Genomic DNA, 13,937 nt, shown 5'->3' with positions numbered 1-13,937 from the left:
TCCTGTTACTGGGTAATACCATTAGTTAATACAGCTTCGAGTCTGGTGTATAACCTTCCACATTATCCTTGACACGCTGCAGGAAACGTCCGCAAATGACACCATCGAGAATCCGGTGGTCCAGCGACAGACAGATATTGGCCATCGAACGCACGGCAATCATATCGTTGATCACTACAGGCTTTTTGACGATAGATTCAAAGGTGAGAATAGCTGCCTGCGGATAGTTAATGATCGGATAAGACAGAATAGAGCCGAATGATCCGGTATTGTTGACGGTAAAGGTGCCGCCCTGCATATCCTCCAGGCGCAGCTTGCCTTCACGGGTCTTCAAGGCCAGTTCGTCGATTTCGCGGGCAAGCCCGGCAACATTCTTCTGATCCGCCTTTTTGATGACCGGTGTCATCACCGAATCCTCGGTACCTACAGCCAGTGAGATGTTGATGTCGCGTTTGACGATAATTTTATCAACCGCCCAGACCGAGTTCATGATCGGATAATCCTTAATGGCACTAACCACAGCCTTCATTAGAAAAGCCAGATAAGTCAGGTTAATACCTTCCTTGCGCTTGAACTCATCCTTCAGCTTGTTGCGCAGCACCACCAGATTGGTTACATCGACTTCGATCATCGTCCACGCATGCGGAATCTCGGAGACACTCTGACGCATTCTAGTCGCAATCGTATTGCGGATTGGGGTTACATCGATCAGATACTCCGAACTGCTGCCCCGTCCGCCCTCTACTTCAATTGTAGGAATACGCGGTGTTTCACTAAGATGAAGCCCGGAATGGCGGACCGGCTCCGGGGCTTCCTGCATGTCGTCGTTATAAACCTGTGGCACAAGCTGTTGTGCACCTTCAGGTGCATGCTGCCCCACAGAAGCTGCTGCAGCCGGTAAGCCGTTAGCTGATGCACCGCCGTTATCAAGGAACGTGAGCACGTCCTTGCGCGTAATGCGGCCGCCAAGGCCGGTCCCCGGCACAGCCGTGAGATCAATGCCATGCTCTGCGGCGAGAGTCTGCACGGCCGGGGAATACCGGGAGCGCATCGGTGCGGATGCGTCTATGGCAACGGCAGGGACAGATGACCTGCTCGCTGCCGGAGCTTGTTTGGGCGCGGCCGGACGGGACGCAGCTTGTGCTTGCGGCGCAGCGCTCACAGAAGGAGCCGCCGGCGCACTTGACGCGGCTGGCGCTGCTACGGCTATGCGCGCAATTACCTCGCCTACGCTCACGGTCTGTCCTTCTTCAGCAAGCAGCTCCACCAGCGTACCATCCACGGTAGCAGGCAGCTCCGCATTGACTTTATCCGTAATCAGATCACAGAGCGGTTCGTACTGCTCGATGGGATCCCCAGGCTGCTTCAACCATTTACCGATCGTCGCCGACACCAGCGACTCCGCCAGCTGCGGCATAATCACATCGGTCAGCTTTGTGTTGTCAGACATAATGTCACTCCTTAAAGTTTTGTAAGCAATTGCTTACAGATATTACTTCGTACAAAACTCACTTCGGAAGCCTAAGCTTAAGTTTTGTAAGCATCTGCTTGCAGCTACCTAGAATGGAAGCCTAGTACTGTGCCAGACGCAGCATTTCTGCTTTCACTTTATCCTTGCTCAGCATGAAGAACTTCTCCATCGGCGGGCTGATCGGCATCGCCGGCACATCCGGCCCGCAGAGGCGGAAAATCGGGGCATCCAGCTCAAACAGGCAGTGTTCAGCGATAATCGCCGCCACTTCACCGCCGATGCCTCCGGTCTTGTTGTCCTCGTGGACAATCAGCACCTTACCAGTCTGGCGGGCAGCGGCAATAATGGCTTCGCGGTCCAGAGGCTGCAGGGTTCGCAGATCAAGGATATGCGCGGTAATGCCTTCCTCACGCTCCAGTTCTTCCGCAGCCTGCATGGCAAAATGCAGCGGCAGACTGTACCCGATCACGGTAATATCGCTGCCTTCACGCAGCAGGTTGGCTTCACCGATCGGAACCGTGTAATCTCCTTCAGGCACATCTTCCTTAATCAGCTTATAGCACTTTTTGTTCTCGAAGAAAAGGACCGGATCAGGATCACGCACAGCTGCTTTTAGCAGCCCTTTGGCATCATACGCCGAGTACGGGGCTACGATCTTCAGCCCTGGCGTCCCGAAGAAGATGGATTCCGGACACTGTGAATGGTACAGCCCGCCGAAGATCCCTCCGCCAATCGGCGCACGTATAACCACCGGACAGCTCCAGTCATTATTGGAGCGGTAGCGGATTTTGGCAGCTTCACTGATGATCTGGTTCGTCGCCGGAAGCATGAAATCGGAATACTGCATTTCGGCAATCGGCTTCATTCCGTACATTGCTGCACCGATAGCCACACCGGCAATCGCGGATTCTGCCAGTGGCGTATCCAGTACGCGTTCATCCCCGAACTGCTCCTGCAGCCCTTTGGTGGTGGTGAATACCCCGCCCTTAACGCCGACATCCTCGCCGAGCACGAACACCGATTCATCGCGCTCCATTTCTTCTTTCATTGCCAGCCGGATGGCATCAATATATTCCATAATCGCCATGGGTTAGGCTCCTCCCTTGAGGTCAGGTTCACTGTATACATGCAGCAGCGTATCTTCCGGTTTCGGAAACGGTGCATTATCAGCGTATTCAATCGCTGCTTTGAGCTCCAGATTATATTCGGCGGCCAGATCACGTTCCTGCTCGTCACTCCAGAGTCCAAGTTCAGTCAGATAGGTACGGAAGGCGGCAATGCCGTCTTTTTTCCAGTTGGCATCCACTTCTTCCTTGGTCCGGTAAGCCAGATCATTGTCAGAGGTCGAATGTGGCGACAGGCGGTACATCATCGCTTCAATCAGCGTTGGTCCCTCACCCGCAAGCGCACGTTCCCGTGCTTCCTTCACTACTCGGTATACTTCAAGCGGATCATTACCGTCTACCCGGATCCCCAGGAAGCCATAGCCCTGCGCACGATCGCTAACCTTGCCTCCAAGCTGCTTGTGAGCTGGAATAGATATGGCATACTGATTATTCTGGCAAAAAATAATGACCGGCAGCTTATTCACCCCGGCGAAATTGCAGGCTTCATGGAAATCCCCCTGGTTGCTGGAGCCTTCCCCGAAGGTGACAAAAGATACAAATTTCTTCTTCTGCATCTTGGCAGCCAGAGCAAAGCCAACGGCATGCGGCACCTGTGTTGTCACCGGACTTGACCCGGTCACAATCCGCAGGCGTTTACTTCCAAAATGGCCCGGCATCTGCCGCCCGCCACTGTTAGGGTCTTCCGCTTTGGCAAATACGGACAACATCAGCTCACGCGTAGTCATACCGACAGTCAGCACAAAAGCATAATCGCGGTAATACGGCAGGAAATAATCGTTTTCACGGTCTAGTGCAAAAGCTGCTGCTACCTGGGCCGCCTCCTGGCCAATGCCGGAGACATGGAAGTTGATCTTGCCGGCGCGTTGAAGAAGCAGGCTGCGTTCATCGTATTTCCGCCCGAGCTGCATATATCTGTACATATCGATGACCTGGCCATCACTGAGTCCAAGCGGCTTATGTCTGTTAACGGTCTCTACAGTACCTTGGGATTCCATATGAGGTACCTCCTAAAAGTTTTGTAAGCATATGCCCTGACGATCTCTTCATCCCAAATTCGCACAGGGAAGCATACACGCAAGCCAATCTATGCCCTGATCTTAAAACCAGGTACTAAATCGTACTCCAGTTCATTATAATCCCTTTCCCTGCAAAAAGAAAAGCCACGAAAAGCCGGTTTGGAGCCGTTTTGACGCAAAAGTCGCCTTCAGCTCCATCCGGCATTCCCGTGGGGGCATTCATCGTTCACTAGAATCCGATTGCTCTTCCATCCACTGCGAGCATCGCTTCCCCAATGATCTCGGAAAGCGTCGGATGAGCATGAATCGCTTCCCCGATTTCCCAAGGCGTAGCATCCAGCAGCTGCGCAAGCGCCGCTTCTCCAATCAGATCGGTAACATGGGGACCGATCATCTGCACACCGAGAATATCTCCGCTGGTGCGATCAGCCACGACTTTGACAAAGCCGTCTTTCATTCCGTAGACAATCGCTTTTCCAATGGCTGAAAACGGGAACTTCCCAGTGACCACATCCGCTCCTAGCGCCTTAGCCTCTTTTTCCGTATAACCGACACTTGCCACCTCAGGACGCGTGTAGACGCAGCGCGGAACCAGATGCGGATGATAAGGATGAAGCGTCTCCCCTGCCAGATGGTTCACTGCACGTATTCCCTCATGACTCGCTGCATGGGCCAGCTGGAGACCGCCGATGCAATCACCGATCGCATAGATATGTGGTTCATTGGTCTGCATGTTGGCGTTAACTTCAATTACACCTTTATCAAAATGGATATCGGTATTCTCCATACCAATGTTCTCAATATTCGCCACTCTGCCTACGGATACCAGCAGCTTCTCTGCCGTCAGAGTCTGGCTCTGTTCACCCTTGCGGGCTTCAATGGTAACTCCTGCTTCCGATACCACACAGGTCTCAGCATCTACAGTTGTCCCGGTCAACACCTTAACGCCGCGTTTCTTCAAGAGCCGCAGCAGTTCATGGGCAACTTCCTCATCTTCTAAAGGCAGCAGTTGGCCTGCCGTTTCGACTACAGTAACCTGTACGCCAAAATCGGCCAGCATCGAAGCCCATTCCACGCCGATGACTCCGCCGCCGACAATGATCATGGAGGCCGGCAGTTCTTCCAGCGTCAGTGCTTCCTCACTGCTCAGAATGACCTTGCCGTCCGGCTTCAGCCCAGGCAGCACGCGGGGGCGCGAACCGGTTGCTATAATGAGATTGCCGGACACCACAGTCTCCATTTCGCCATCCTCCAGCTCCACCGCGACGGCTCCGCTGCGCGGAGAGAATATCGAAGGGCCGATAATGCGCCCTTTTCCCTTCAGTACCTGGATTTTATTTTTGCGCATCAGAAACTGTACGCCCTGGTGCAGCTGCTCGACCACAGCTTCCTTGCGGGCCTGCACCTTCGGGAATACAAGCTGTACTCCCGTAGTCTCGATGCCATAACTCTCACTCTCTTGTATTTCAGCGTATACCTCGGCACTGCGCAGCAGCGATTTGCTGGGGATGCAGCCGCGGTGCAGACAGGTTCCACCCAGTTTGTCCATTTCAATAACAACCACGGATTTCCCCAGCTGGGCTGCGCGGATCGCCGCCACATAACCTCCGGTACCTCCGCCAAGAATGGCCACATCACATGAAATCGTCATATATGTATCCTCCAGTCATCACTCGTAAATTCTAAATTAACCTATTACATTGTACTCTCTTTTATCCCCATAACAAAGCTTACAAACGTCATATATACATGGACTTTTACCCAATGAAACGTTATCATATGGGTGAAATGAATGGGATTATGGAAAAGGAGGAACTCATGAAACTGCTCACTACACGCTTCATTGCCATCCTGATTCTGGTTATTCCCGGCCTCCTCGCGATGAAAGGCTTCCTGATGATGAAAGATGATATATTCAACTATATTTCCATGCATGGCGACGATCAAGCCACTCCTGTTTTTGCCTGGCTGCACTTCGGCGGCGGCCTCTTGCTCTTCCTGGCCGGAATGAGCTTTCTCGGGGGCTGGATTCTCACCCGTGACCGGAAACGTAATTACGTGGGGCCCCGTTTCAGGGAGAAGCAAAAGGCTCAGCAGTCCTCTTCACCGGATGCCTCCCGTTAAGAGATAATAATCTCTGCTGAGTCTATCTTAATAGCTTCCCATATAAACAGCAAAGGCAGCTCCGATGAATGTCGGGCCTGCCTTTTTTTTAGGTTCTAGCCTGTCGCCGAATCCGATGATCCCCGCACCAGCTGGCTGTATAGTCCACCCTCTTGGAGCAAATCGGTATGTGACCCCTGCTGAAGCAGCCGTCCACCCTGAAGCACCAGAATACGGTCAGCCGCACGGATCGTACCCAGACGGTGGGCAATTACGAAGCTGGTCCGCCCTTTCATTAACGCCTGCAGCCCTTCCTGAATCTTAATCTCCGTTACAGTGTCGATGCTGCTTGTCGCTTCATCCAGCACCAGCATGGACGGATCGGCAAGAATTGCGCGGGCTATAGCCAGCAGCTGCTTTTGACCCTGGCTGATACCTGAGCCGTCTACGGACAACATCCGCTCGTAACCGCCTTTCATCCGCATAATAAAAGAATGCGCATTAGCCAGCTTCGCGGCTTCCTCCACTTCCTCGTCACTGGCATCCAGCCTGCCGTATCGGATATTGTCCCGGATCGTTCCCTTGAACAAGAAAGAATCCTGAAGTACAAAGGCCATATGGCTTCGCAGACTCTCACGGCGGATAGATGACAGGTCCCTGCCATCCAGCGTAATACTCCCTTTATCTGGATCATAGAAGCGGGACAGCAGGCCGATCAACGTTGTCTTACCTGCCCCGGTTGGTCCCACTAGAGCAATCATCTCACCAGGCTTGGCCTCAAAGCTGATATCCTGCAGTGTGTCTGCGCCGTCATCATACGAGAAAGACACTCCGGAGAATTTCACTGACCCCTCCACGTGATCCAGCCTTACCGCTGCCCCTTCATCCTTGGCTTCGGCGCCTTCATCCAGCACCTCGAATACCCGCTCCGCACCAGCAATCGCCGACAGCAGCGTGTTCCACTGGTTCGCAAGGTCATTCAGCGGCCGCGTGAATTGGCGTGTATATTCCACGAACGCGATTATGACACCTACGGTAACCAAATCCCGGATGGCCAGCAGACCGCCTACACCAGCCACAATGGCAAAGCTCAGATTGTTCAGGCCGTTCATGAGCTTTGGAATGAAGCCTGAAATGGCCTGAGCCCAGTAGCCTGACAGCATGATCCGCGTATTTCGTTCACGGAAACCCGCAATCACCCGTTCCTCCTGCGAAAAAGCCTTGATGATTCTTTGTCCGGACAGCGTCTCTTCAATATATCCGTTAAGCTCGCCCATATTGCGCTGGCGTTCCTTGAACAGCGGACCTGTCCGCCGAGTAATCCAGCGCATGCCGAGGATCATTAGCGGCACAACGATGAAGGTCAGTAATGTTAACAGCGGACTTAGCCATAGCATCACACCCACCGTACCCAGTAAAGTCAGCACACTTGAGAAAATCTGAATGGCCGAGCTGTTCAGCGTGGAGCTGATATTTTCAATATCATTGGTCAGACGGCTCATGATTTCACCCTGCTGCCTGCGGTTGAAGAATGGAATCGGCAAACGGTGCAGGTGCGCGAACAAATCGGTACGCATACGGAGTACTGTCTCCTGGGCAATCTCGATCATCCAGATGTTCTGCAGCCAGGAGGTCAAGGAATTCAGCACATATACTGCGGCAAGTGTGACCAGGAAGATGCTCCAGGTTCTGCCCCCGTCACCTTCTAGATAGTGATCCACCGCTCTGCTGATCAGATAAGGTCCGAGCAGGGCAAGACCGGAGCTTAGAAATACCATAACCAGTACAAGTGCCAGTTTGGCCTTGCGTTTCGCTAGATAACTCCAGATTCTCCGGAGCGTGGCTGACCAGTTCTTGGCTTTCGCCTTGGGTCTGCGTCCTCCCGGCGATCCGAAACTTGCCGCATCACCAAGTCCGACATTCAGCTTCGGGTGGCGAAAAGGCTCAAGTAATGCTTTGAACATGCTGCGCCCCCTCCCTGTCTTGAGATTCATTGATTTTCCGGTACAGATCCGAATCCGACATCAGCTCATCATGTGTTCCCTGTGCAATTAATCTGCCTTCATCCAGCAGCAATATAAGGTCAGCAGATACGGTCGAGCTGATCTTTTGCGTGATGAGAAAAGTTGTACAGGACATGTTCTTCAGCTCTGTCAGCAGCCGGCCTTCAGTAACAGCATCCAGCGCGCTGGTGCTGTCATCCAGAATCAGAACCGCCGGCTTTCTCACCAGCGCTCTGGCAATGGTCAACCGCTGCTTCTGCCCGCCGGAGAGATTGACGCCCCGCTGCCCGAGCATGGTCTCATACCCGTTCGGCAATTCTTTTACCGTATCATGGATCTGCGCGGCTGCAGCAGCCTGTTCAATCTCCTGCTCGGTAGCATCCGGGTTGCCCCAGATAATGTTCTCCCGCACCGAACCGGTAAACAGCAGGACCTCCTGGGGAACATAACCGATGGCTCCGCGCAGTCTGGAGATATCCATCTCAGAGCTTGCCGTTCCATCGATCAGGATGACACCACTGTCCTGATCGTACAGACGGGGGATCAGACCTACCAGAGAAGATTTGCCGGAGCCGGTTGCTCCCATAATCGCGACCCGTTCTCCCGGCTGCACCGTGAACGAAATATCCTCCAGTACTGCAATGTCACTTTCCGGATAGTGGAAGCTAACATGCCGGAACTCGACTTTGCCCTGAATAGGTTCGGTCTTATTTGTTGTTTCCACCACAGTATCCTTACCTTCCAGGTGATCAGCCGACATAACCTCCTGAATCCGCTGTGAAGAAGCCTTAGCCCGGGAAAAGGTTGCCATAATCCAGGACAGCGCTGACAAGGCTCCAATGGTACGCAGGGAATAATTAATTACGGCCACAGTCTGTCCCAGAGTTGCGTCACCAGCCGAAATCTCAATACGTCCGAACCAGAGCACCAGCATAATACCCGCATTCACAATCAGCATAATAAGGGGGGCCGAGGTCTCCGTCAGCCGAAGCGCAGCTACAGTGGATTCCATCAGTTCTCTGCTGTAAGCAGCAAAACGGTTAGTCTCATGACCCATGCGCACGAACACCCGAATCAGCCGGATGCCGGTAAGGTTCTCCTGAATTACACTGTTGACTCCGTCCAGCCGGGTCTGCACACCGCGGAACAATGCCGAGGCTCTTTTCATCACCCACACCAGGAAGACAATGAGTACCGGAAGGGTTACCGCCAGGAGCAGCCCCAGTCTCACATGCACGACCAACGCCATCACCACACTGCCCACGACAACGAGTGGTACACGGGTCATGAACCGGAGTCCCATGAAGATCGTATCCTGTAGCTGTGACACATCTGCCGTAAGACGCGTGATCAGTGAGGACGTGGGAAAACGGCTGAACACAGCATAGGCGAAGGACTGAACCTTCTCATATAACTTATCCCGCAGGTCAAAGGCAAATCCCTGACTGGCATGAGACGCAAAAAAAGAGCTGAGCACACCCGCAATAAACGCCAACACAGCGCTTACCACCAGTACACCGCCCCATAACCAGACAATCCGGTTGTCCTGTTCCCTGATTCCGTCATCAATAATTTTGGCAATCAGCAAAGGCTGGGACAGCTCCACTGCCAGCTCGATCACCATCATCACAAGTGCGGCGATGGCAGCTACCCTGTATTTGTTAAGATAATCGAAAATGATCTTCATCAGCGTTACCCCATTTTGTCTATTCGTAGAGCGCTTCACGCAGGCGGGTGGACATCGATGAGGATTGTCCCTTAAGAATCACCCGGCGCAACGCCTTGTTGCTTCGGTTCAATTCCGCAAGCTCGTCCAGCATCTCCGTCAGCAAGCTTAACGTTTCCGATGTCAGCTCCCCTTTTTCTTGCAGAGCAGCTATCTTCTCTTTGTAACCTTCCATTTTGTCTGTCAACTGTAAGCCTTCTTTCTGTAAACGTTCTTCTGAATAAATACACATAACCGCGATTATTATAACATTCTTTAACCATTACCCGAAATGATTTCACTGGCTTCCTTTACTGAGAATATGCTACTCTAATAAAGTCGCATTTTTAAGATGATGATTCATTAGGTTGATTAACGAAAGGATAGATGGACGTGGCACAGTTGTTTTTCAAGTATGGAGCTATGAACAGCGGCAAATCCATTGAGATTCTCAAGGTTGCGCATAATTACGAGGAGCAGGGCAAGTCGGTGCTTATCTTCACTCCATCCCTTGACGACCGGGACGAAGTCGGGTATATCTCTTCCCGCATCGGTCTGCGCAAGCAAGCTATCCCTATAGATGAGAATACGGATATATACAACATTGTCAGCAGCAATTTACCCAAACCCCATTGTGTGCTGATCGACGAATGCCAGTTTCTGACCAAGGACTGTATCCTCCAGCTGGTGCGGATTGTCGACGAGCTGAACATTCCGGTCATGGCTTTCGGGCTTAAAAATGATTTCCAGAACAATCTGTTCGAAGGCAGCAAATATATGCTGATCTATGCAGACAAAATCGAAGAAATGAAAACGATCTGCTGGTTCTGTGAACGCAAAGCCACTATGGCCCTGCGCGTCGAGAACGGCAAGCCTGTATACAGCGGCAAGCAAATTCAGATCGGCGGCAATGAAGCCTATTACCCGGTATGCCGTAAATGCCACAAGAATCCACCGCTCTAAAAATGCAATTAAAAGCACACATTCTCTGGCAATGGCAGATAGTGTGTGCTTTTATTATGGATAGCGAAACTTTCCATTAATGTATCGCCTGTGCTGCACGGTGCTCATCTTCCTTGCGCACATAGAAATCATGCTGAACAGAAGCGTTGCCGCCAGTAAAGGCACGCTGACCTGGAGCTTGAGTACCTCCGTTGATTTTGGAACGATGGGGGATACCCGCTGCACTCAGACGGCCTTTGGCTCTGAAATACTGAGCCTGATCAAAAGTCGTGTATACCAGTGTGCGTTCACTTGGAATGAAGAAATGCAGTATGCCTTTGAATAAGCCCACTTGCAGCTTCCTCCTTTTCTTAAGTTCCTTCCATTTCTGCCATGACCCTTACTTCAAATAACGCTCCTTCAGAACATTCAGATGATGAAGTTCATGCCCAATAATCACACAAGCGATGGCCCGGACTGAAATAGGAGCATTGCTGGCGGTTCCGATCCGGGTCCAGGCTTCCTCAGGGAGGCTTTGAAAGAGGGCAAGGGTAGACTTACGAACTATCTTGTAGTGCTGAATCATGTCACTCAGCGTGAAGCGGTCAAATGCTCCTGCCGCCGCATAATCATTTTCCTCGTACCCTGGAAGTGGAGCCTTTTCTCCTCTGGCAATAGCCAGCATACGGTAGGACATAATGCGGTCGTTGTCGGTGAGATGACCTAACAGCTGCTTGACGCTCCATTTCCCCTCTGCATAGCGGTAGTTCCCCTGCTCCTCGCTAAGCCCTTCCAGCAGTTCAAAGATCCGATCAGATTGTTCTCTCAGAAGAGCCGCAAGTTCCCCTTCAGGAGGCACCAATGCAATGTAACGGGCCGGGAATTCACTATACTCATTGGGTTCAGGACGCTGGTTCATAATTTAACCCCTCTCTTATGAAGAAATATTTACCGGTAAGTGTTAAATGCTGTTGTTGTATTTTAGTCCATTATGTATAATATTTGCAAGAATAGAAGTTGAGTAAACCTGATCTTCGGGAGTGTAAGCATGCTGGAATTTTTGCTGTATATTGTTTTTTCGGTATTGGAAAGCTCCGCTTTATTTTACCTTGGTTTCAAGATTTTCAAGATCGATCTTTATCCCAAAGAAATCATATTCGCAGGATTGATCATGGCCTTCTTCTCCTATTTCATCCGGGTCAATAATGGATTCGCAGAATTAGATGTCTTAACGCAATATGTACTTGTTTTTTGCTTTTTCTGGTTATTATTTCGTATTCATGTTTTTTATTCAGCAATTATGACCGGCATGTCATACCTATTGTACATGTTATTTCAATCCACCTTTTATTTATTATTGAATTCCACTCCTATTTTTAGCCTTCACTTATTCGGGATTTCTATAGGGATATACTTCTTGCAGTTGATTTCTGCGCTGTCGGCTTTCGCTTTTGGTTTTTATATCGGCAAAAAAAGAAAGGGATTCGATTTTATTCCTGACAAGCCCGATGAGAAAATCATTATTGGCATTCATGAAAAAATACTATTTTCACTAAGCTTCCCTTCTATAATCGTGGTATTGCTAATGATATATTTCTTTGAGAGTTATTCCCGATTTTTTATTGTTGTCCCCTTATTTTTTGTAGTGCTGCTGTTCGGTTATCTCAACTTCTCAATAAAAAAGAACCGCGGTGAAGAATTTTGAACAGCCTTGCCCTAAAGATATCTGCCGCTATCAAACGTGCCAATCCAGAAGAAACCTCTTCTCTTGAAGTTATGCAATATGCATTGAACATTATTCTGAATACGCTTTTCACGTTCTTGGCTGCGATGGTAATTGGTTTGTTCTTCAATAATGTATTGGCAACTATTGTTTTTTACATAAGTTTTTCCTTGCTACGCATCTGCTCTGGCGGTTTTCACTTAAAAACAGCCTGGGCCTGCAATATTACTACGGCTTTGTTATGCTCACTCACTCCGCTGATGAATCCTGTAGGACAAGCCCTTTGGATCCTTAACGTTGTAAGCGTAATAATAATGCTTGTGTTTGCACCCAATCCGGATAAAAACGCCCAGATTCCCCTTCGCTGGTTTCCGGCATTAAAGTTAATTTCTGTTGGACTTGTAAGTGTGAATTTTCTAATTGGTTCGTCTGTCATCGGATTGGCATTTATCGTCCAGTCCTTAACAGTAATCCCTTGGAAAAGGAGGTTATGAGATGAAAGCATCGATGGCCAAACAGGCTTCTGCAGCGCTTGAAGCTTCTGCCCGTTTCTTTGCATCGGTTATGAAAATTGGATTACACAGTCCAGAAGCGCCCAAAGAATTGCGGAAGTAATTGACAAGGATGGGGAGAACATGCGGGTCTTGTTAAACGACGGGTCCTCCCGGGATATCCAGGAAGAAGATATATTGTATTTCTCCAGCTATAAGAATACAATATTCGTCCATACGAAAGAAGGCGAGTTTGTTCTCCCTACCACACTTTCTGATCTTTTGGCTGCCTATAAGGGCAATGGTTTCGAGCGTCTTGACCGCAGCAATGTAGTTAGTCTTAATCATATTCAAAGTTACGATTCAGAACGTAAGATTGTTACGTTTGAAGAGGGAGAACAATTCGCCACAGTATCAGAACCAAATGAAACAAGGCTCAAACGACTTTTAGCATCACGAAAAGAACCCTCTGAATTATAACGCCACATCAAAAAAGCCATCCCGACAACCTTCGGTTTCGAGATGGTTTTTTGAACATCGCTAAAAAAACAATTATTATCCCACACGACGCGTCAATTGTAAAGACCAATTCACAGGGCGAATGACAGGAGACGGGTTACCTTCCAAATGGTACCATTTAAATAGATTCGCAGTATTTTCACAATCTACAAAATAACCGATGGAGGAATCTAATGGATTATTATTTTCATCCTTCTCCGCGCCCCTCATCCCTGGAGCTATTGTCTGACGAACAATTGTTGAACATCTACGAATTGGCAGTGGAGGCTAAAGCTTCGCCCGATTTCATCGAGATTATTGAAACCGTTCTGACCGGGAGAAACATGGGTGACTTTGACCGTTCCGAAGAATGACCGTTACTATTTTCAGCATTCCTACATATATTTTAAGTCCACATGTCTTTGAACAGCTACCCAACAGCAAAGAAGCCAGCTCACTTTATCAGTGGGGCTGGCTTCTTTGCTGTATTCAGTTACAAACAACTACTCGACAAACTCCGTTTTGAAGACATTCTCCAGCTTGCCGCCCAATCTTTTTTTCAGGGGAACCTTAATATCCCGGCCCAGCTCCTTGAAAAATGTATCTACATCACACTTCACATTCTGAGCCATGGCTATAACCGTTCCGTCACTAACAATATTCTGGTTCACATCAAGAGGCACATCAACTTCAATGTCGTATTTCTTGGACAATGTTTTGATATATCGGGCAAAGATCTCAAGTAGCTCTTCATTGTTGAAATTCTCAATCGCGGCTTTACCCTTGCTGGTAAATTTCATAGTAACTCTCATTAGGATTTCCCCTTTTCTGTCATACCATTTTTAGTTGTTTGCTATA

The 13,937-nt window shown here is 49.8% G+C and carries 17 protein-coding genes; 7 read left to right on the top strand and 10 right to left on the bottom strand.

What is annotated here, in order from left to right; all coding sequences use genetic code 11:
• Positions 1-25 precede the first annotated feature (25 nt).
• From ACAN54_RS25270 to lpdA, 4 genes are all read right to left on the bottom strand, one after another.
• Positions 26-1,450 (bottom strand): dihydrolipoamide acetyltransferase family protein, encoded by a 1,425-nt coding sequence (locus tag ACAN54_RS25270; RefSeq protein ID WP_379162044.1) that lies wholly within the window; start codon positions 1,448-1,450, stop codon positions 26-28.
• 121 nt (positions 1,451-1,571) lie between these two features.
• Positions 1,572-2,558 carry an alpha-ketoacid dehydrogenase subunit beta gene (locus tag ACAN54_RS25265; protein WP_379162041.1) on the bottom strand — a complete coding sequence of 329 codons (987 nt, stop codon included), beginning with the start codon at positions 2,556-2,558 and terminating at the stop codon, positions 1,572-1,574.
• A gap of 3 nt (positions 2,559-2,561) precedes the next feature.
• On the bottom strand, positions 2,562-3,593 hold the full coding sequence (locus ACAN54_RS25260; RefSeq protein WP_379162038.1) for a thiamine pyrophosphate-dependent dehydrogenase E1 component subunit alpha: 1,032 nt from the start codon (positions 3,591-3,593) through the stop codon (positions 2,562-2,564).
• A gap of 250 nt (positions 3,594-3,843) precedes the next feature.
• Complete coding sequence (gene lpdA / locus ACAN54_RS25255) at positions 3,844-5,265, bottom strand: dihydrolipoyl dehydrogenase (RefSeq protein ID WP_379162035.1); 1,422 nt, start codon at positions 5,263-5,265, stop codon at positions 3,844-3,846.
• A gap of 167 nt (positions 5,266-5,432) precedes the next feature.
• Here lpdA and ACAN54_RS25250 point away from each other — a divergent pair, with 167 nt between their 5' ends.
• On the top strand, positions 5,433-5,738 hold the full coding sequence (locus ACAN54_RS25250) for a DUF2627 domain-containing protein (protein WP_379162032.1): 306 nt from the start codon (positions 5,433-5,435) through the stop codon (positions 5,736-5,738).
• Between the two features lie 95 nt (positions 5,739-5,833).
• On the opposite strand, the gene ACAN54_RS25245 is transcribed toward ACAN54_RS25250, so the two are convergent.
• Genes ACAN54_RS25245 through ACAN54_RS25235 form a run of 3 tightly spaced genes read right to left on the bottom strand, consistent with a single transcriptional unit; the run spans position 5,834 to position 9,633 of the window.
• On the bottom strand, positions 5,834-7,681 hold the full coding sequence (locus ACAN54_RS25245; RefSeq protein ID WP_379162029.1) for an ABC transporter ATP-binding protein: 1,848 nt from the start codon (positions 7,679-7,681) through the stop codon (positions 5,834-5,836).
• Positions 7,662-9,407, bottom strand: a complete 1,746-nt coding sequence (locus tag ACAN54_RS25240) for an ABC transporter ATP-binding protein (RefSeq protein ID WP_379162026.1) — start codon at positions 9,405-9,407, stop codon at positions 7,662-7,664. Before ACAN54_RS25240 ends, ACAN54_RS25245 begins: the two co-directional genes overlap by 20 nt.
• A gap of 19 nt (positions 9,408-9,426) precedes the next feature.
• Positions 9,427-9,633 (bottom strand): hypothetical protein, encoded by a 207-nt coding sequence (locus ACAN54_RS25235; protein WP_379162023.1) that lies wholly within the window; start codon positions 9,631-9,633, stop codon positions 9,427-9,429.
• A gap of 185 nt (positions 9,634-9,818) precedes the next feature.
• Here ACAN54_RS25235 and ACAN54_RS25230 point away from each other — a divergent pair, with 185 nt between their 5' ends.
• A complete protein-coding gene (locus ACAN54_RS25230) occupies positions 9,819-10,388 on the top strand; it encodes a thymidine kinase (RefSeq protein WP_379162020.1) in 570 nt (189 codons plus the stop codon).
• 76 nt (positions 10,389-10,464) lie between these two features.
• Here ACAN54_RS25230 and ACAN54_RS25225 read toward each other — a convergent pair whose 3' ends face one another.
• A complete protein-coding gene (locus tag ACAN54_RS25225; protein WP_379162017.1) occupies positions 10,465-10,719 on the bottom strand; it encodes a hypothetical protein in 255 nt (84 codons plus the stop codon).
• 48 nt (positions 10,720-10,767) lie between these two features.
• Complete coding sequence (locus ACAN54_RS25220) at positions 10,768-11,286, bottom strand: DinB family protein (protein WP_379162014.1); 519 nt, start codon at positions 11,284-11,286, stop codon at positions 10,768-10,770.
• 129 nt (positions 11,287-11,415) lie between these two features.
• On the opposite strand from ACAN54_RS25220, the gene ACAN54_RS25215 reads away from it, so the two are divergent.
• The 5 genes from ACAN54_RS25215 to ACAN54_RS25195 all read left to right on the top strand — a co-directional run bounded on the left by ACAN54_RS25215 (position 11,416) and on the right by ACAN54_RS25195 (position 13,453).
• Positions 11,416-12,072 carry a hypothetical protein gene (locus ACAN54_RS25215; protein ID WP_379162011.1) on the top strand — a complete coding sequence of 219 codons (657 nt, stop codon included), beginning with the start codon at positions 11,416-11,418 and terminating at the stop codon, positions 12,070-12,072.
• Positions 12,069-12,584, top strand: coding sequence for an accessory gene regulator ArgB-like protein (locus ACAN54_RS25210; protein WP_379162008.1), 516 nt, complete (start codon positions 12,069-12,071; stop codon positions 12,582-12,584). The genes ACAN54_RS25215 and ACAN54_RS25210 overlap by 4 nt, the downstream gene beginning before the upstream one ends.
• A 1-nt stretch (position 12,585) precedes the next feature.
• Positions 12,586-12,705, top strand: a complete 120-nt coding sequence (locus tag ACAN54_RS25205) for a cyclic lactone autoinducer peptide (RefSeq protein WP_379162005.1) — start codon at positions 12,586-12,588, stop codon at positions 12,703-12,705.
• Between the two features lie 29 nt (positions 12,706-12,734).
• Entirely contained in the window at positions 12,735-13,061 is a 327-nt protein-coding gene (locus ACAN54_RS25200) for a LytTR family DNA-binding domain-containing protein (protein ID WP_379162002.1), read from the top strand.
• Positions 13,062-13,273: 212 nt separating this feature from the next.
• Positions 13,274-13,453: a sporulation histidine kinase inhibitor Sda gene (locus ACAN54_RS25195; RefSeq protein ID WP_379161999.1), complete on the top strand. Its 180-nt coding sequence runs from the start codon at positions 13,274-13,276 to the stop codon at positions 13,451-13,453.
• Between the two features lie 129 nt (positions 13,454-13,582).
• On the opposite strand, the gene ACAN54_RS25190 is transcribed toward ACAN54_RS25195, so the two are convergent.
• Positions 13,583-13,891 (bottom strand): hypothetical protein, encoded by a 309-nt coding sequence (locus tag ACAN54_RS25190; protein WP_379161996.1) that lies wholly within the window; start codon positions 13,889-13,891, stop codon positions 13,583-13,585.
• Between the last annotated feature and the right edge of the window lie 46 nt (positions 13,892-13,937).

The sequence above is a fragment of the Paenibacillus diazotrophicus genome, assembly GCF_042610465.1.
This window is presented reverse-complemented; position numbering and strand designations above follow the sequence as displayed.